The organism is Streptomyces sp. NPDC012510, from assembly GCF_042955065.1.
Classification (GTDB): domain Bacteria; phylum Actinomycetota; class Actinomycetes; order Streptomycetales; family Streptomycetaceae; genus Streptomyces.
The window spans coordinates 28,512-46,167 of record NZ_JBIBEN010000039.1 but is presented as its reverse complement, the minus strand read 5'-3'; the positions used below and the strand labels follow the sequence as shown (position 1 = coordinate 46,167).

Sequence of the window (17,656 nt, the reverse complement as noted above, 5' to 3'; positions counted from 1 at the left end):
TCGAGTTCGTGGACGCCGGCGACGGCCACGTCCGCGTCAAGGCCCGGCACAGTGGCCTGTTCCTCCAGCCCACCGGCACCACGACCGGCGCGGACATCGTTCAGCAGACCGACTCCGGCGCCACCGGCCAGCAGTGGCGCGTCGTCGACCACGGCGGTGACGTGATCAGCCTCGTCAACCGGGAGTCCGGCCTGGCGATGGACGTCTGGGAGAACTCCACCGCCAACAGCGCCCGCATCACCCAGTACACCTACTCCGGCAACGCCAACCAGCGCTTCGCCCGTCGCCGCGTCTGACGTGTGGTGGGGCGGGGCCGATGATCCGGCACCGCCCCACTCCACGCTTCTGGAGGTCGATCATGCTTTTAGCCAGACGGCGCGGAGCGCTGCTCACTGCCGTACTTGCCGCAATACTGGCCGGCGCCGGCCACATAGTCAGCCCCGCGGTGGCGTCCGCCGCGGCCCCACGGTACGAGGCGGAAACCGCGCCGGCCACATGCGATGGGCTCATCGCGTCGAACCACGACGGCTACTCCGGCACCGGATTCTGCGACGGCGACAACGAGGTCGGCGCGGCCGCGCAGTTCACGGTGAGCGCGACTGAGGAAGGTTCGGCGACGCTGGCGATCCGATACGCCAACGGCTCCACCACGGCACGCCCCGCCGCCGTGATGGTGAACGGCGTCACCGTGCTGTCGACGTCATTCGAGCCCACCGGCGGATGGAACAGGTGGACCACGAAAACCTCGGCCGTGCGGCTGAATCCAGGCAGCAACACGATCCGGCTCAGTCCGACCGGCGCCGGCGGTCTGCCCAATGTGGACTACCTCGACGTCGAGGCCGGCACATCGCCCGAGCCTCCCGGCCGGCCGCCGCAGTGCTCCGGCGGCGCGCCCATCGTCTGCCACTTCGACGTCGCTCCCGGCAACTACACCGTCACCGCATGGATCGGCGACCGCGCCGCGGCGGGCAACACCTCGATGTCGGTGGAGGCGCGCCGCCGCGTCCTGCCCGCGGTCGACACCGCGGCCGGCACGATCACCCAGCACACCTTCACCATCAACGTCCGGCAGCCGGAGGGCCAGCCGACGGGCCAAGGCGGGACGGGCAGGCCCGGACTGGACATCACCTTTACCGGAAAGGCGCCGCAGCTGTCCGGCCTGACGGTGCAGGCGGCGACCAACCCCCTGGCGGTGTACCTGGCGGGGGACTCCACGACATGTGACCAGACGCTCGCTCCGTGGACCGGCTGGGGCCAGATCCTGCCCACGCATGTGACGGCGGGCGCGGCCATCGCCAACTACGGGGACTCCGGCGAGAGTTCGGGGAGCTTCCTACGCAACTCTGCGCTGTTCCCCACCATGAAGCCGCTGATCAAGAGGGGCGACCTGGTACTCATCCAGTTCGGGCACAACGACAAGTCCACGTCGGCATCGGCGTTCCGCAGCAACCTCACCTCCATGATCAACCAGGTGCGGGAAAAGGGCGGCGACCCCGTTCTCGTCACACCACCGGTACGGCGGCAGCTCAACGGTGGCCGGCTCACACCCACCGCGCTCCATGTCAACGGCGTGGGCGTCGACCTGCCGGCCGAGATGCGCAGGCTCGGCTCCGCGCTCAACGTGCCGGTCATCGACCTGACCGCCAAGAGCAAAGCGCTGGTGGAGTCGATGGGCCCGAACGACTCCGCCAGGCTCTACCTGCGCCAGTCGGAGGACGGGGTCAAGGACAACACCCACTTCTCCGAGTACGGCGCCGGGAAGATGGCGGACCTGGTCGTCGAGGGGGTCCGCGAACACAACCTGTCCCTGGTCAGCTATCTGCAACCCAGGAGGGTTCCATGAGACAGCCTTTCCACGCACCGGCCGCTCCGAGACGTCCGTTACGCCGCCGCACGATATTCGTCCTTGTCGGCGCACTGATCGCCAGCTGCCTCGCGGCGATCGTGGGACCGTCGGCGAACGCGGCCGTGATCGATCCGGGCGTGTACTACCAGCTCGTGGCGCGGCACAGCGGCAAAGCAATCGGCATCGCCGACCAGTCGACCGCCGACGGCGCCGCCGTCCAGCAGCAGACCCGCGCCGACCGGGCCGCCCAGCAGTTCCAGTTCGTCGACTCCGGCAGCGGCTACCACGAGCTCCGGGCCCGGCACAGCGGCAAGGTGGTGGACGTCTCCTCGGCGTCCACGGCGAACGGCGCGAACGTCATCCAACGGACCGACACCGGCGGCACCAACCAGCAATTCCGCGTCGTGGACACCGACGGCGGATACGTCAAACTCATCAACCGCAACAGCGGCAAGGCGCTGGACGTCTGGGAGCGCTCCACCGCCGACGGCGCGCGGATCTCCCAGTACACCGACACGGGCGCCGCCAACCAGCAGTGGCAACTGGTCCGCGTCGACGCGGCTCCGGTCCCGAAGTACGCCGGCTATCTCTTCACCTACTTCACCGGCGAGAACACCTCCGCCGGCGAGCAGGTCTACTTCGCGCTCAGCCAGGGCAACGACCCGACCCGGTGGCGGCAGCTGAACAGCGGGCGGCCCCTGCTGACCTCGACCGTAAGCACCCGCGGCGTGCGCGACCCGTTCATCATCCGCTCGCCGCAGGGCGACAAGTTCTACCAGATCGCCACCGACCTGCGGATGTACGGCAACGGCAACTGGGACCAGGTCCAGCGGACGGGCAGCAAATCCATCGTGGTCTGGGAGTCGACCGACCTGGTGAACTGGAGCGCGCCACGCCTGGCACGCGTCTCACCGGACACGGCCGGCAATACGTGGGCCCCGGAGGCGTACTACGACGAAGAACTCGGCAAGTACGTCGTCTTCTGGGCATCGAAGCTGTACTCGGCCGGCGATCCGAACCACACCGGCAGCAGCTACAACCGAATGATGTACGCCACCACATCCGACTTCCGGACCTTCAGCGCCCCACAGGTCTGGGTCGACAAGGGCTACTCGACGATCGACTCGACGCTGATCAAGCACGACAGCACGTACTACCGCTTCACGAAGGACGAGCGGAGCGCGTCGCAGACCGCGTGCGGCAAGTTCATCCTCGCGGAGAAGTCGGCGACCATCCTCAACCGCACCTATTCGTTCGTCGCCGAATGCCTCGGGAACAACGCGATCAGCCAGGGCGAGGGCCCGTTGGTCTTCAAATCGAATACCGACGAGCGCTGGTACATGTTCATCGACGAGTACGGCGGGCGGGGCTACGTCCCGTTCACGACCACCGACCTGAACGCCCGGCAATGGACGCCCGTCTCCGGCTACTCCCTGCCCGGCCGGCCGCGCCACGGCACCGTCCTCCCCGTCACCCAGGCCGAGTACGACCGGCTGCTGCAGCGCTGGGGCTGAGCCGCCCCGTCGTGGAGCGACCGAAACGACCATTGTCGAAAGGGCTCCGACATGTCCGGTACTCGCTACCGCGTCCTCCTTGCCGTGCTGATGGCGCTGTGCACGGCGCTGTCTGTCGGCATCGCGCAGCCGGCCTCCGCCGCACCGGGCCGCCCGTACACCAATCCGATCAAGGCTCAGAAGGGGGCCGATCCCTGGCTCGAGTACTACAACGGCAACTACTACCTGATCACGACGACGTTCACCAACAAGTTGCTGATGCGCAAGTCGCCGACGCTGGCCGGGCTCGCCACCGCGCCCAGCGTGCAGGTCTGGGAGGACAGCACGTCCTCGCGCGGGACAAACTTCTGGGCCCCTGAGATCCACTTCATCGACGGCCGGTGGTACCTGTACTACTCCGCCGGCCAGGTCGGCGCCGCCTGCTGCGACAGCCAGCGCACCCATGTGCTGGAGAGCGCCGGCGCCGACCCGATGGGCCCGTACACGTACAAGAACAAGCTCGCCGGCCCCAATCTCACCCCGGGTGGCTGGCTCATCGACGCCAGCGTGCTGCGGCTGGGCGGCTCGCTCTACCTACTCGGCAGCGGGTTCGTGGGCGGCAGTGCGCAGAGCCTGGTGATCGCGCCGATGAGCAACCCGTACACCCTCGCCAGCAGCACGTTCAGCGTCATCTCGCAGCCGGCCAACTCGTGGGAGCGGTCCGGCGCGCCGGTCAACGAAGCCCCGGTGGCGCTGCAGCGCAACGGCCAGACCTTCGTCACCTTCTCGGCGAGCTCGTGCCAGACCGCCGACTACAAGCTGGGCCTGCTCACCTACAACGGAGGCGACCCGCTGTCCGCCTCGTCCTGGGCCAAGGCAGCCGGTCCGGTCTTTCAGCGCAATGATGCCAACAGGGCCTACGGGCCCGGTCACAACGGCTTCTTCACCTCCCCGGACGGCACCGAGAACTGGATCGTCTACCACGCGAACTCGGCCTCCAACGGCGGCTGCGGCAACGCGCGGACCACCCGGGCGCAGAAGTTCACCTGGAACGCGAACGGGACGCCGAACCTCGGGACTCCGGCGGCAACCGGCGTGACGCTCGCCGGCCCGGCCGGCGAGACCGCGGCCACGTCGTCCGCGTACCGGATCGTCAACCGCCACAGCGGCAAATGCCTTGACGTGTCCGGCGCCTCCAGCGTCGACGGCGCGGACGTCATCCAGTCGAGCTGCACCGGCAGCACCAACCAGCAGTGGCGCATCGAGGACCAGGGCAACGACACCAGCCGGCTGGTCAACGTCCGCAGCGGCAAGGCGCTCGACGTCGACGCCTGCGGCACCGCCGACGGCACCAACATCCACCAGTGGCCGTGGCTGAACAACAACTGCCAGAAATTCCGCATGATCGTCACCGATCAGGGCGGCTGGGTGCGGCTGACCAACGTCAACAGCGGCAAGGTCGCCAACGCCCCCGGCTGCGGCACCGCCGACGGAGCCGACGTACGACAGTGGCGCTGGCTGAACAACAACTGCCAGCAGTGGCAGCTGCAACCCGTCTGAGGAAGGAGTGACCGATGCGCAGACGTACTTTCCTCGCCGTCCCCGCACTGGGCGCGGCGGCCACAGCAACCCTGCTGACCGGATCAGCGGCATGGGCGTCACCGCCGGTGACGTACACGAACTCGCTGATCGCACGGCGGGCCGACCCGCACATCTTCCGGCACACCGACGGCTACTACTACTGCACCGCGACGGTGCCCGAGTACGACCGGATCGTCCTGCGCCGGGCACCGACGCTGCAAGGGCTGGGCGGCGCGAGCGAGTCGGTGATCTGGCGCAAGCACGCCAGCGGGGACATGGGTGCCCACATCTGGGCGCCGGAGATCCACTTCATCAACGGCAAGTGGTACATCTACTTCGCCGCGGGCCGCAGCAACGACGTCTGGCGGATCCGGATGTGGGTGCTGGAGAACAGCAGCGCCGACCCGTTCACCGGCACGTGGACCGAAAAGGGGCGCATCGTCACCCACGCGGACACGTTCTCCCTGGACGCGACCACATTCGCGTACAACGGCACCCGCTACCTGGCCTGGGCCCAGCAGGACCCGACGATCGGCAACAACAGCAGCCTTTTCCTGGCGCCGATGAGCAATCCGTGGACGATCTCCGGCACCCCGGCACGGCTGAGCGTGCCGACGCTGTCGTGGGAGACGAAAGGGCACAAGGTCAACGAAGCCCCGTCGGTGCTCATCCGCAACGGCAGGGTGTTCCTGACCTACTCGGCCAGCGCCACGGACAGCAACTACTGCATGGGAATGCTGACCGCTCCGGTGACCGCCAACCTGATGAACCCGGCGTCGTGGAGCAAGAGGCAGCAGCCGGTATTCAGGAGCAACGCCGCGACGAGCCAGTACGGCCCGGGGCACAACTCGTTCACGGTCTCCGAGGACGGGCAGAGCGACATCCTCGTCTACCACGACCGCAGCTACCGCGACATCAGCGGCGATCCGCTGGGCGACCCGAACCGGCGGACCCGCATCCAGAAGCTGTACTGGAACGCCGACGGCACACCGAACTTCGGCATCCCGGTGCCGGACGGGGTGACGCCGTACCGGTTCAGGTCGTACAACTTCCCGGACCGCTACATCCGGCAGGTCTCGTTCCGCGGACGGATCGACGCGGATATGACGAACCTGGCCGAGTCGCAGTTCCGTATGGTCCCCGGGCTGGCCGGAAGCGGCACGGTGTCGCTGGAGTCAACCAGCAATCCCGGCTATTACCTGCGGAACCGGGACTACGAGATCTGGCTGGACAAGAGCGACGGCACGACCGGGTTCAAGAACGGTGCGAGCTTCACCCGGCGGGCAGGCCAGGCCGACCCGGCCGCGGTGAGCTTCGAGTCCGTCAGCACCCCGGGCCGCTACCTGCGCCACTACAGCGACGCGCTCCACGCCCAGCCGCTGAGCACCGCCACCGACCGCGCGGACGCCACTTTCCACCTGGAGTAGCCGTCATGCGACTGAAGTCCGCCATCGCGGGCTTATGCCTGCTCATCAGTACGCTCGTTGTGGTGCCGGGCAGTTCGGCGCACGCGGCGGCGGTGCGGTACGAGGCGGAGAGTGCCGCCGCCACTTGCGTCGGCACCATCGATGCGAACTGGTCCGGGTTCTCCGGCACCGGCTTCTGCAACACGGACAATGCCGTCGGCGCGCACGCACAATTTGCCGTGAGCACGGCGATGGCGGGCACAGCCACGCTCGGCATACGCTTCGCCAGCGGTGGAACAACCGCGCGCCCGGCAGAGGTTATGGTCGACGGCGCGACCGTCCAAAGTGTCTCGTTCGAGCCCACCGGTTCCTGGTCGTCCTGGACGACGAAAACGCTCACGGTGCCGGTGAGCGCCGGAGACCACACCATCCGTATCAGGTCGGCTGCCGCCACCGGGCTGCCCAACATCGACTATCTGGACTTCAATCTCGGGGGCGGGCTTCCGGGCAGTTTCCAGTGGAGCTCCAGCGGGATACTCATCTCGCCGAAATCCGATGCGACGCACAACATCCGCGCACTCAAGGACCCGTCGGTCGTGCACCACAACGGCCGGTATCACGTCTTCGCCACGACCACCAACCAAAGTGGTGCATACAGCATGGTGTATCTGAACTTCACCGACTGGTCGCAGGCGAATTCTGCCACGCAGCACTACCTCGACCAGACCGCGATCGGCGGCGGCTACAAAGCGGCGCCCCAGGTGTTCTACTTCGCGCCACAGCAAAAGTGGTATCTCGTCTTCCAGACCGGATCGAACGCGGCGTACTCGACGACGTCCGACATCAGCAACCCGCGGTCGTGGAGCGCGCCGAAGCCCTTCTACGCCGACGGAATGCCGCAGATCATCAGGGACAACATCGGCAACGGTTACTGGGTCGACTTCTGGGTGATCTGCGACAGCGCGAAATGTCACCTGTTCTCCTCCGACGACAACGGCCACCTGTACCGGTCGGAGACGTCACTGTCGAACTTCCCCAACGGCTTCGGTAACACCGTCATCGCCATGGAGGACAGCGCTCGATATCCGCTGTGGGAAGCGGCCAACGTATACCGTGTGGCGAGCTCCCAATACCTGCTGATAGTCGAGGCGATCGGCTCCGGCGGCAAGCGCTACTTCCGCTCGTGGACGTCACCGGCCATCACCGGACCGTGGACGGCGCTGGCCGTGACAGAGGCCAGTCCGTTCGCCGGCGCGGCGAACGTGACATTCAGCGGCACGACGTGGACGCGCGACATCAGCCATGGCGAGATGATCCGCAACGGCATCGACCAGACACTGCCCATCAGCCCGTGCGGGATGCGGTACCTGTATCAGGGCAAAGACCCGAATGCCGGCGACCCGTACAGCCTGCTGCCGTGGCGGCTCGGCCTGCTCACCCAAACGAACTCGACCTGCTGAGGTTGCCATGAAAAGTCGACTGCTCGCCGTGATGGCCGCGATGATAACGGCTGTCGCTGGCACTGCCGCGGTCGAACCCCCGGCTCCGGCGGCCGCAACGGTGACCGTGAACGGCTCGACCGAATACCAGAAGATCGATGGCTTTGGCTTCTCCGAATTCTTCGGCCGTTCGGCAATCATGCGCGGCTCGCAGGGACTGTCGGCCCAGAAGCAACAGGAGGTCCTGGACCTGCTGTTGTCGCGTTCCACCGGTGCGGGGCTGTCGATCCTGCGGCTGGGGATCGCCTCCGGCAGCGGCTCCATCCAGCCGGTGAATCCCGGTGGTCCGAACGCGACACCGCGTTATGTTTGGAACGGCAACGACGATGGCCAGGTCTGGCTGGCGCAACAGGCGAAGGCTTACGGGGTCAACCGGTTCTACGCCGACGCGTGGAGTGCGCCGGGTTACATGAAGACCAACGGCAGCGACACCAACGGCGGCACGCTGTGCGGGCTGTCGGGCGCTTCGTGCGCCGGCGGCGACTGGCGGCGCGCCTACGCGAATTATCTGGTGCAGTTCGCCAAGTTCTACGCCCAGGAAGGGATCGCCATCACCGATCTGGGTTTCACCAACGAGCCGAACTGGACCACCGACTATTCGTCGATGCGGCTGACGCCGGCGCAAGCGGTGGAGTTCAGCAGGGTCCTCGGGCCGATCGCGGACGCCAATGGGCTGAAGATGGCGTGCTGCGATGTGGTCGGCTGGGACGGGCAGAAGACCTATACCCATGCGATCGAGGCCGACAGCACAGCACGCGGGCTGGTCGACCTGCACACGGGTCACTCGTACGGCAGCTACCCGAGCACACCCCTGCCCACATCGAAACCAACGTGGATGTCCGAGTGGTCACCGGACGGCACCACGTGGAACGAAGCCTGGGACGACGGCAGCGGCTACGACGGATACCGGGTGGCCAATGAGATTCACACGGCGCTGACCGGTGGCAACGTCAACGCCTACGTGTACTGGTATGGCGCATCCACCGGGGCCACCCGCGGCTTCATCCAGCTCGATGGCGATGCCTACCGCGTGTCCAAACGGCTATGGGCGATGGCCAACTACAGCCGGTTCATTCGTCCGGGCGCGACCCGAATCGCAGCATCGACATCGGACAGGAATCTGCGCATGTCCTCCTTCCGCAACACGGACGGCACCGTGGTCATGGTCGCCCTCAACGCGGCAACGAGCGCCAACGAGGTCACGTTCTCCTTGCGGAACACCGGTATCGGCGGCGGCATGGCGACGCCGTACCTCACGAACGGCGACAACAGCATGACGGCCCAGCCCGCGCTTGCCGTGACGGACGGTGCTTTCACCGCAACCGTGCCGGCGCGGTCGGCCGTCACCTACGTCGTGCGGGGCAGCGACTCCGCCTCGCGGTACGAGGCGGAGTCGGCGCCGGCGGTGTGCAGCGGCACCATCGACGCCGACTGGCCCGGCTATTCGGGCACCGGATTCTGCAACGGTGACAGCGCCGCCGGCGCCTATGCACAGTTCACCGTGAACGCGGCCAGCGCGGGCACCGCCACCATCGCGGTCAGGTTCGCCAATGGCACCACGACGGCCCGGCCCGCGGATCTCATCGTCAACGGCACGCGAGTCCAGCAGGTGTCGTTCGAGGGCACGGGCGCATGGTCCAGGTGGATTTCGAAGACGCTGACCGTCAACGTCGGCGAGGGCAGCAACATCATCCGCTTCAATCCCACCGACGCCGGCGGTCTGCCCAACCTCGACTACGTCGAACTCGCCCCGGGCTGACAGCACCCACATTCCTCCGATCACACCTTCAGGAGTTGTCATGCGAACGGCAGGCAGAACGGCGCTCACCGGCATACTCGGCCTCGGGTTGGCCCTCACCACCGTCTCCCCGGCGGCGGCCGCCCACCATCTGACCGATGGGACCTCAGTCGAGCTGATCGCCCGGCATTCGGGCAAGTGCGCCGACGTCGTCAGCGCCTCGACGGCCGACGGCGCCGAGGTCGGCCAGTACACGTGCAATGACGGGCTGAATCAGCTGTGGCGCATCCGCGACCTCGGTAACGGGTATGTGCAGCTCGCCGCCCGCCACTCCGGCAAGTGCCTGGACGTCTCGGGTGCCTCTGCCGCCGACAACGCGGCGGTCATCCAGTGGTCGTGCTCCTCCAGGACCAACCAGCAGTGGAAGATCGAGAACACCGGCGCCGGCCACACCCGGCTGATGGCGCGGCATTCCGGCAAATGCCTCGAGGTCCCGGGCGCCTCGACCGCCAACGGCACCCGCCTCCGGCAGCAGACCTGCGGCACCGGGACCCACCAGCAGTGGGAGCTGAACACGGTGTCGAACCCCGCGATCCCGGGACTGTTCGCCGACCCCAACATCGTGCGGTTCGGCGACACGTACTACCTCTACGCGACCACCGACGGCTTCGCCGGCTGGTCGGGCACCCAGTTCCGGGCCTTCTCCTCCAAGGACCTGGTCAACTGGACCGACCACGGCGTGATCCTGGACGTCGACAGCGACATCGCATGGGCGGACAACTCGGCCTGGGCCCCGGGCATCGCCGAGAAGAACGGCAAGTACTACTTCTACTTCTCGGCCGGTCGCGCCAGCGGCGACACCCGCAAGCACCTGGGTGTGGCGGTGGCCGACTCACCCACCGGCCCGTTCCGCGACGCCCTCGGCAAGCCGCTCGTGCCGGCCGGCTCCTATGCGGGCCAGATGATCGACCCGGCCGTATTCACCGACGCCGACGGCAGGTCGTACCTGTACTGGGGCCAGGGCTCCTCGCACCAGGTGCCGCTGAACAGCGACATGGTCTCGTTCAACTCCTCGCAGGTGCGCACCTACCGGCCAGCGAACTACAACGAGGGCAGCTTCGTCGCCAGGCGCGGCGACACGTACTACTTCATGTGGGCGGAGAACGACACCCGCTCAGAGGACTACCGGGTCGCCTACGCCACCGGCTCCTCACCGACCGGGCCCTGGAGCAACCGCGTCGGGACGATCCTCCAGAAGGACCTGAGCCAAGGCATCAAGGCCACCGGTCACCACTCGGTCGTCCAGGTCCCCGGCACCGACCAGTGGTACATCGCCTACCACCGCTTCGCCATCCCGAACGGTGACGGCACCCACCGCGAAACCATGATCGACCGCCTGTACTTCAATGCCGATGGCAGCATCCGACCGGTCGTGCCGACCATTGACGGCGTCGACCCGATATAGGGATCCTCATCAGCGGGGGTATGGCGGCGTGAGGTCGGGTGGGCAGTGTCCAGCAGGCGGGCGTCTTCGGACTCGGTGAAGCCATTGCGGCGCCGTGGCATGGGCCGCGGTCGCGTTCACGGCGGATGCGGTGGATCAGACGGTCGCGCCATCCGCGACCGCAGAACCAGGCGTATCGAGGTTTATCCCTTCAAGCCCGAACTGACGACGCCGCGGATGAAGTAGCGCTGAGCGAACAGGAAGATCACCAGGACGGGTACGACGTACAGGGTGGCGGCGGCCGCCTGCACCGTGGCGTCGGGGTTGCCATGAGGGTCGAGGTAGAACGACGCGATAGCGACCGACAGTGTGGTCTGGTGTCGGGATCGAGGAACAGGGCCGGAGCGATCCAATCGCCCCAGGTCCAGGTGAACGAGAGCAGAAACGAAGTCAACAGCACGGGCCGGGACAGCGGCAGGGAGATCTGCACGAAGATCCGGCCGTACCCGCACCCGTCGATGATCGCCGCCTCCTCCAGTTCGGCGGGGATGGCGGCGAGGAACTGGCGGAACAAGAACACCAGGAATGGCGACGCCGCGAGGCCCCACATCACCCATGGCCAGTACGTGTTGACCAGTCCCACCCTGGCGAACAGCACGTACGTCGGGATCAGGGTGAGGATCTGCGGCAGCATCATGGTGGACAGCACCACCACGAACAGCGGGCGTTTGCCGCGCCCACGCAGGCGGGCGAAGCCAAACCCGACCGCCGCGCTGGACAACGTCACAAGAGTCGCGAACATGAACGACAGGAACGCCGAGTTCCCCAGGTACGCCGGGAAGTTGATCTCGGTGAGGGCCTGCGTGAAATTCCCCCACTGCGGTTCCTCCGGCAGGATCTTCGCCGGGATCGTCACCCATTCCGCCTTGGTCTTCAACGCGGCAAGCAGAAGCCAGACGAACGGACCAATGAAAAGTACCGCGAGCGCCATCAGGATCAGGTAGGTGCGCGCCGCGTTGCCCCGGCGGGCGTGGGCGCCGGCGCCGGGTAGCAGGCGGTGTGCTGACGGCGGGCGGCGTGGCAGCGGTGGTCTGCGTCATCGTTCAGCCTCACTGTCGACCTCGTAATGCACCCACAGCCGGCTGGTGCGCAGCACGATGAGCGTGACCACCAGGATGACCAGGAAGAACACCCACAGCATCGCGGAGCCGTAGCCGTAGCGATTGTTGGCGAAGAACTCCTCGTAGACCTGCACCAAGCACAGACGCGGGCGGGCTCAGGCTCCAGCGGGTGAACGCGCCGTCCCGGACGCCGGGTCCTGCGGTGGTGCCGGTCAGCCCGGGCGGCGCAGGGAGGAGGGCGATGTCCGGGGCGGCGCCCGTGTGCACGCGCAGTTCCTCGCCGTCGGCGAGCACCAGGTCGTCGCAGAGCACCAGCCGGTCGCATCCCCAGATATGGACGCGGCTGACTTGCCGCCCCTGCTCGGCGGAGAGCACCAGCACGCGGACCGGGCCGTGCGGTCCGTGGACCGTCAGCAGGGCGCTGGTGCCGGGGTCGGGCACGGTCACCAGCGTGCCGTCGGCCGCCTCCCGTACCCGCACCGTCGTGTCCGCCGGAGTGCACGGCCACGACGCCGCGCCCCAGGTTCTCCATCGGACGCGCGGCCGCCGCGGTCGTGCCCTGAGCCGTACCGGTGCCGGGGGAGGCGGTGCCCAGCTGCGAGAGGCCGACGACGAGGATCATCGCCCCGGCCGCTGCCACCGCGGTGGAATCTGCCCGGCGCAACCCGCTCCGACGTCTGTGCATGTGCTCCATGCGAGCTCCTCATGCTCGTACAAGTGCGGAGCATGAGCGCATGTTGAACCGTTTACACAGGGCGCGATGGAAGCACTGTAAGGAGGGCATGTCAAGAGCGGTGTGTTCCCGCCTCCCTCGTGCTTGACGTGTCACATCGATCGGCTCATCATCGAGTTTAAACGGTTAACACCGAGGGCAATAGAACGGGATGCAGGGAGGTCGGATGCCGCGTCGGATCGCTTCCGGCGACGGAAAGCCCCGCCCTGCGACGATCAAGGACGTGGCCAGACATGCTGGCGTCTCGGTCGCCACCGTCTCGCGCATCCTCTCCGGTACGTACCCCAACGCCCCTGCCACGCGCAGCAAGGTCATGAGGGCCGTACGCGAACTCGACTACGTGGCCAACGCCCACGCCCGGGGACTCGCGGGTGTGCGGCCCAAGAGCGTGGCCATCGTGGTCAATTCCGTCATCTCCCCGCACTACGCACATGTGGCGCAGGGGGTACACGAGGAGGCCGCGCGTGCGGGCCGGCTCTGCATTGTCGGCACCACCGGCGGAGATCTCGAACGCGAGCTGGCCACGATCCAGTTGATGCGCGAAGAGCACGCCGAAGCGGTCATTCTCGTGGGGAACATCAACCCCGACGAGGCCTACCGCGAGCGCATGGCCGGCTATGCCCGCGCACTGGCCGCGGCCGGCTCGCAGCTGGTGCTGTGCGGCCGCCCGCCGCTGGGCCCCGACGTACCGGCCATCGTGGTCGAGTACGACAACACCGGGGGCGCGTTCGCCGCTACCAGCCACCTGCTCTCGGCGGGCCACAAGCGCATCCTGTTCCTCGGCCGGCGGTCCGGGTACACGACGCCGGAGAGCCGGGTCGCCGGTTACCGTGCCGCCCTGGCCGCGCACGGCGTACCGCGTGATCCCGGGCTGGAGGTCGACGGCGCGAGAATGGTGCGGCGCGAGGGCTACCGCATGATGCGCGAGCGACTCGACGCAGGGCCGCGGGACTTCACCGCCGTCTTCGCCAGCAACGACCTGATCGCCGCGGGCGCGCGCGAGGCGCTGCGAGAGCGCGGGCTGCGCATTCCGGAGGATGTGTCGATGGTCGGATTCGACGACCTCCCCCCGGCCGCCGACATCGACCTCACCACCGTTAACATCCCGCACGAGGAGCTGGGGCGTACCGCCGTGCGGCTCGCGTTGAAGAGCGAGACACCCGGGGCCTCCGAGCACGTCCTGCTGGGCACGCACATCGTCGTCCGCGACTCGGTCTGCCCCAACGTGGGCGAAGCCCCAGGCCCGGACTAGGGCCTGTGTGAGGTCGTGATCAATCTCGGGTTTTGGTCCCTTGCGGGGGCAGGACCTGGTAGGACGCTGGGTGTGACACGTAGGCAACTCAGCGACGAGCAATGGGGGTTCACCGAATCTGCCCCAGCTCTTCCCGCCGGACCTGCTGGTCCGGCTGCGGGAGCTGCTCGAGGCCGGCTGGCGCTGCTGCCGGACGGGTCGGCGCTGATCAATACCGCCCGCGGCAGCCTCGTGGACACCGAGGCACTGGTACGCGAGCTCGCCACCGGTCGTATCAGGGCCGTGCTCGACGTGACCGGCAATCAGCTCGCTGACGATGGTGGAATCGCCCATCTGTTTCAACCGATGGCACACTTTGGGCGAGAAGCCCACTTGCCGCCTGGTGACCACTCCTGGACTGTCAGGTACTGCCCAAGACCTGGCCGTCTTGCGTGGTCGACCATCGCGTACTGCCGAGCTAGGCACTGCCCCTGGCATGGTCGTGTTCTAGGGCCACCGCTCCGTGAGTCCCGACGTAGTGTCCCTGACCTGGGGTGTACCAATGTGCCAACTAAAATGCTTGCGCCGTCATGGATGCCGCTGACTGTTGTTGGCATCGCCGCAGGTCAGGAACGTACAGCGGTGCCAACTAAAAAGCCTGGTCACACTCGCTCAGGCGCAGTTGGTCGACGGCACGGACCGTCTGCTTGCCCATGCCACCAGTAGCTGCATGCTCTTCCCGGTGCCTCCCTCGCAGGGGTGAGCTTCGGCGGCGACCGGTATCGGTCTGGGCTGTGATGCCGGACTCCCTTGATCTCGGCGCGGAACGCCGGAGTGCGAGGTGAAACGACTGCGGCGCACGTTGGTGGCGGCCCGATGACTCCTCGGGTCGCCGGTTGCCGTGTGCCGCAGTCGTGCCCAGGTGCCCGAGGGAGATGATTCCTTCGGGCGTCGTGCTCTTCGTCAGGCGGTGTGGGTGGGGTAGTCGGTGTAGCCGGCCGCGCCGCCGCCGTAGAAGGTGGCGGGGTCGGGGGTGTTCAGGGGGGCGCCGGAGCGTACGCGCTCGACGAGGTCGGGGTTGGCGAGGGCCATGGTGCCGACGGTGACGACGTCGGCCAGACCGTCTTCGACGTCCTTGGCGCGGGTGGCGATGTCGGCACCGGCCCGGTTGAGGATCAGCGTGGTCGGCCACAACTTGCGGAGGGTGGAGAGGAGTTCCTCGTCGCCGCCGTGGCCGATGTGCAGGTAGGCGAGGTTGAGGGGAGCGAGGGCGTGCAGGAGGTGTGGGTAGAGTTCGTGCGGGTCGCTCTCCGCGAGGTCGTTGAGGTTGAAGGGGTTGCCGGGAGAGATCCGGATGCCGGTGCGGCCGGCGCCGATCTCGTCGGCCACGGCCGTGGCGATCTCCACCGCGAAGCGGATGCGGTTGTCGAGGGAGCCCCCGTACTGGTCGGTGCGCTGGTTGGCGCTGGGGAAGAGGAACTGGTTGACCAGGTAGCCGTTGGCCCCGTGGATCTCGACGCCGTCGGCGCCGGCCGCGATGGCGGCCGCGGCGGCGCGCCGGAAGTCGTTGACCGTCGCGGCGACTTCCTCGGTGGACAGCTCGCGTGGCTCCGGCATCTCCTGGAGCCCGGACGGGGTGAACGTCTGGCCGGCCGGCTTGATCGCGGAGGGGGCTACCGGCTGCCGGTGGTGGGGGGTGTTGTCCGGGTGGGAGATGCGCCCGGTGTGCATCAGCTGGATGACGATGCGTCCGTCGGCCTTGTGCACGGCGTCGGTGACCTTGCGCCAACCGGCGATGTGATCCTCGGTGTAGATACCCGGGGTCACCGGGTAGCCCTGGCCGTCGGCGGAGGGCTGGGTGCCCTCGGTGATGATGAGCGCGTGCGAGGCGCGCTGGGCGTAGTACTCGGCGTTCAGCTCGGTCGGCACGCCGTCCGGAGTGGCCCTGCTGCGGGTCAGGGGGGCCATGGCCAGCCGGTGCGGCAGGGCGATCTCTCCGACGACGGTCGGGTTCCACAGGGCGTTGAGCATGGGTGATTCCTCAGGTGATGGGTGGTGGTTCCAAAGGGCCGGGGGCGGACACCGAGTGGACGTGGGCACCGGGCTCTTCTGCTTCCGGGTCCGAAGACGCACCCGCCCTGCGCCCGCCGACCGAGTCGGAGTCGGCATCGGCATCGGCATCGGCATCGGCTATCAAATTACGATCGTAATATTATGCGGTCGGGTGGGCTGTGGCAAATGGGTCCCGGCATGGGGCCCCATCAGTGGTCGATCACCGGGATGCCCAGCAGATCGCTCGCCCGGTGGTAGGTCTCGGGATCGAGGCGCTCGCCGGCGAGGAAGAGGTGGCGCAGGCCGGTCAGGTCGTAGCCAGCGGTGAGCGTTCCCTTCGGGTCCTGCTTGCGGATGGCCTGGAACGCGGTGGGTGCCGTGAACATGGCCCTGACCCCGTACTCGGCGGCAACGCGCCAGAACTGGCCCGCGTCCGGGGTGCCCACCGGCTTGCCCTCGTACAGCCTCGTCGTCGCGCCGACCAGCAATGGCGCGTGGACGATGTACGAGTGCCCGACGACCCAGCCGACGTCGGAGCCGGTGAACATCGTCTCGCCCGGGCCCACGTCGTAGACGGCCCCCATCGACCAGTGGAGGGCGACCGCGTGGCCGCCGCAGTCACGCACGACTCCCTTGGGCTTTCCGGTGGTTCCGGAGATGTAGAGGATGTAGAGGGGGTCGGTTGCGGGGACGGGAACACAGTCGGCCGACGGCGCGGCAGCCACCAGGTCGGCCCAGTCGAGATCGTGAGGCCCCAACTCGGCCGTCTCCTGCGGGCGTTGCAGGATCACGCTTTTCCCCGGTTTGTGGGCCGCGAGCTCGATCGCCTCGTCGAGCAGGGGCTTGTACGCGACGACACGCTTGCCCTCGATGCCGCAGGAGGCGGAGACGACCACCTTGGGGTCCGCGCCGTCGATGCGCAGCGCGAGTTCGCGCGGGGCGAACCCGCCGAAGAGACCGAGTGCAAGCGCCGATACGTGCGCAGGCCAGCATCGCGACAACGGCCTCGGGGACCATCGGCATGTAGATCACCACACGGTCGCCGTGCCCGACACCGAGCCGCGCGAGTGCTCCCGCGAAAGCCGCCACCTCGTCCCTCAACTGGACATAGGTGTAGGTGCGCCGGGTGTCGGTCACGGGTGAGTCATAGATGAGCGCAGCCTGTTCACCGCGGCCGGCTTCGACGTGCCGGTCGACCGCGTTGAAACACACGTTGAGCCGACCGTCGGGAAACCAGCGGTGGAAGGGGGCGCCCGAGGAGTCCAGGGCGTGTCGTGGGGTGACATCCCAGTCGATGCCCTCCGCAGCCTTCAGCCAGAAACTCTTCGGGTCCTCGGTACTGGCGCGGAAGACGTCCTCGTCCGTTCCCATCGCGCACTCCTTTGTGGCATCAAGGGACGGTGGTGTGGCTGTGTGCGGAACCGTGTCGGACACAGGCAGCGCATGCCGGCCGACATGGTCGAGCAGGATGCCGACGACCGGCGGACCGGCGGACCGGTCACCGCCATCGCG

12 protein-coding genes and 3 pseudogenes are annotated in these 17,656 nt (G+C 67.5%); 11 read left to right on the top strand and 4 right to left on the bottom strand.

Translation table 11 applies throughout. The features are described from left to right. The 8 genes from ACFY9I_RS40755 to ACFY9I_RS40720 form a co-directional block, all read left to right on the top strand. Positions 1-296: RICIN domain-containing protein (locus ACFY9I_RS40755; RefSeq protein WP_391012115.1), on the top strand; the 296-nt coding region annotated here is incomplete at its 5' end. Between the two features lie 62 nt (positions 297-358). Then, a complete protein-coding gene (locus ACFY9I_RS40750) occupies positions 359-1,843 on the top strand; it encodes a GDSL-type esterase/lipase family protein (RefSeq protein WP_391012112.1) in 1,485 nt (494 codons plus the stop codon). Further along, on the top strand, positions 1,840-3,360 hold the full coding sequence (locus ACFY9I_RS40745; protein ID WP_391012109.1) for an RICIN domain-containing protein: 1,521 nt from the start codon (positions 1,840-1,842) through the stop codon (positions 3,358-3,360). The genes ACFY9I_RS40750 and ACFY9I_RS40745 overlap by 4 nt, the downstream gene beginning before the upstream one ends. A 51-nt stretch (positions 3,361-3,411) precedes the next feature. Then, complete coding sequence (locus ACFY9I_RS40740) at positions 3,412-4,899, top strand: family 43 glycosylhydrolase (RefSeq protein ID WP_391012106.1); 1,488 nt, start codon at positions 3,412-3,414, stop codon at positions 4,897-4,899. 14 nt (positions 4,900-4,913) lie between these two features. Beyond that, entirely contained in the window at positions 4,914-6,347 is a 1,434-nt protein-coding gene (locus tag ACFY9I_RS40735; RefSeq protein WP_391012103.1) for a family 43 glycosylhydrolase, read from the top strand. A 5-nt stretch (positions 6,348-6,352) separates the two neighbouring features. Continuing rightward, complete coding sequence (locus ACFY9I_RS40730; protein WP_391012100.1) at positions 6,353-7,786, top strand: non-reducing end alpha-L-arabinofuranosidase family hydrolase; 1,434 nt, start codon at positions 6,353-6,355, stop codon at positions 7,784-7,786. 7 nt (positions 7,787-7,793) lie between these two features. Beyond that, positions 7,794-9,584, top strand: coding sequence for a glycoside hydrolase family 30 beta sandwich domain-containing protein (locus ACFY9I_RS40725; protein WP_391012098.1), 1,791 nt, complete (start codon positions 7,794-7,796; stop codon positions 9,582-9,584). A 40-nt stretch (positions 9,585-9,624) separates the two neighbouring features. After that, positions 9,625-11,028: a family 43 glycosylhydrolase gene (locus ACFY9I_RS40720; RefSeq protein WP_391012095.1), complete on the top strand. Its 1,404-nt coding sequence runs from the start codon at positions 9,625-9,627 to the stop codon at positions 11,026-11,028. Between the two features lie 244 nt (positions 11,029-11,272). On the opposite strand, the gene ACFY9I_RS40715 is transcribed toward ACFY9I_RS40720, so the two are convergent. Then, on the bottom strand, positions 11,273-11,998 hold the full coding sequence (locus tag ACFY9I_RS40715) for an ABC transporter permease subunit (protein WP_391012092.1): 726 nt from the start codon (positions 11,996-11,998) through the stop codon (positions 11,273-11,275). 105 nt (positions 11,999-12,103) lie between these two features. After that, positions 12,104-12,265, bottom strand: a complete 162-nt coding sequence (locus tag ACFY9I_RS40710) for a hypothetical protein (RefSeq protein ID WP_391012089.1) — start codon at positions 12,263-12,265, stop codon at positions 12,104-12,106. 819 nt (positions 12,266-13,084) lie between these two features. Between ACFY9I_RS40710 and ACFY9I_RS40705 the strand changes: the two genes are divergently transcribed. The 3 genes and pseudogenes from ACFY9I_RS40705 to ACFY9I_RS40695 form a co-directional block, all read left to right on the top strand. Then, the gene (locus ACFY9I_RS40705) at positions 13,085-14,113 is read left to right on the top strand and encodes a substrate-binding domain-containing protein (protein ID WP_391012086.1); all 1,029 of its coding nucleotides are present in this window, start codon (positions 13,085-13,087) and stop codon (positions 14,111-14,113) included. Positions 14,114-14,284: 171 nt separating this feature from the next. Continuing rightward, a pseudogene (locus ACFY9I_RS40700) lies at positions 14,285-14,410 on the top strand (NAD(P)-dependent oxidoreductase); the annotation flags it as partial. Between the two features lie 349 nt (positions 14,411-14,759). After that, positions 14,760-14,855, top strand: a pseudogene (locus ACFY9I_RS40695) (aromatic compound degradation protein PaaI); the annotation flags it as partial. A 200-nt stretch (positions 14,856-15,055) separates the two neighbouring features. Here the strand turns inward: ACFY9I_RS40695 and ACFY9I_RS40690 are convergent. Together ACFY9I_RS40690 and ACFY9I_RS40685 are read right to left on the bottom strand one after the other, a co-directional pair. Further along, on the bottom strand, positions 15,056-16,123 hold the full coding sequence (locus tag ACFY9I_RS40690) for an alkene reductase (protein ID WP_391012083.1): 1,068 nt from the start codon (positions 16,121-16,123) through the stop codon (positions 15,056-15,058). A gap of 233 nt (positions 16,124-16,356) precedes the next feature. Next, positions 16,357-17,515 (bottom strand): annotated as a pseudogene (locus ACFY9I_RS40685) (AMP-binding protein); the annotation flags it as partial. Positions 17,516-17,656: the final 141 nt, after the last annotated feature.

What these genes read in the sequence shown, in the direction of transcription:
- ACFY9I_RS40720 (WP_391012095.1), top strand. Translation starts at nt 9,625, where the DNA reads ATGCGAACGGCAGGCAGAACGGCGCTCACCGGCATACTCGGCCTCGGG.
- ACFY9I_RS40745 (WP_391012109.1), top strand. Translation starts at nt 1,840, where the DNA reads ATGAGACAGCCTTTCCACGCACCGGCCGCTCCGAGACGTCCGTTACGC.
- ACFY9I_RS40730 (WP_391012100.1), top strand. Translation starts at nt 6,353, where the DNA reads ATGCGACTGAAGTCCGCCATCGCGGGCTTATGCCTGCTCATCAGTACG.
- ACFY9I_RS40740 (WP_391012106.1), top strand. Translation starts at nt 3,412, where the DNA reads ATGTCCGGTACTCGCTACCGCGTCCTCCTTGCCGTGCTGATGGCGCTG.
- ACFY9I_RS40725 (WP_391012098.1), top strand. Translation starts at nt 7,794, where the DNA reads ATGAAAAGTCGACTGCTCGCCGTGATGGCCGCGATGATAACGGCTGTC.
- ACFY9I_RS40715 (WP_391012092.1), bottom strand. Translation starts at nt 11,998, where the DNA reads ATGGCGCTCGCGGTACTTTTCATTGGTCCGTTCGTCTGGCTTCTGCTT.
- ACFY9I_RS40690 (WP_391012083.1), bottom strand. Translation starts at nt 16,123, where the DNA reads ATGCTCAACGCCCTGTGGAACCCGACCGTCGTCGGAGAGATCGCCCTG.
- ACFY9I_RS40735 (WP_391012103.1), top strand. Translation starts at nt 4,914, where the DNA reads ATGCGCAGACGTACTTTCCTCGCCGTCCCCGCACTGGGCGCGGCGGCC.
- ACFY9I_RS40750 (WP_391012112.1), top strand. Translation starts at nt 359, where the DNA reads ATGCTTTTAGCCAGACGGCGCGGAGCGCTGCTCACTGCCGTACTTGCC.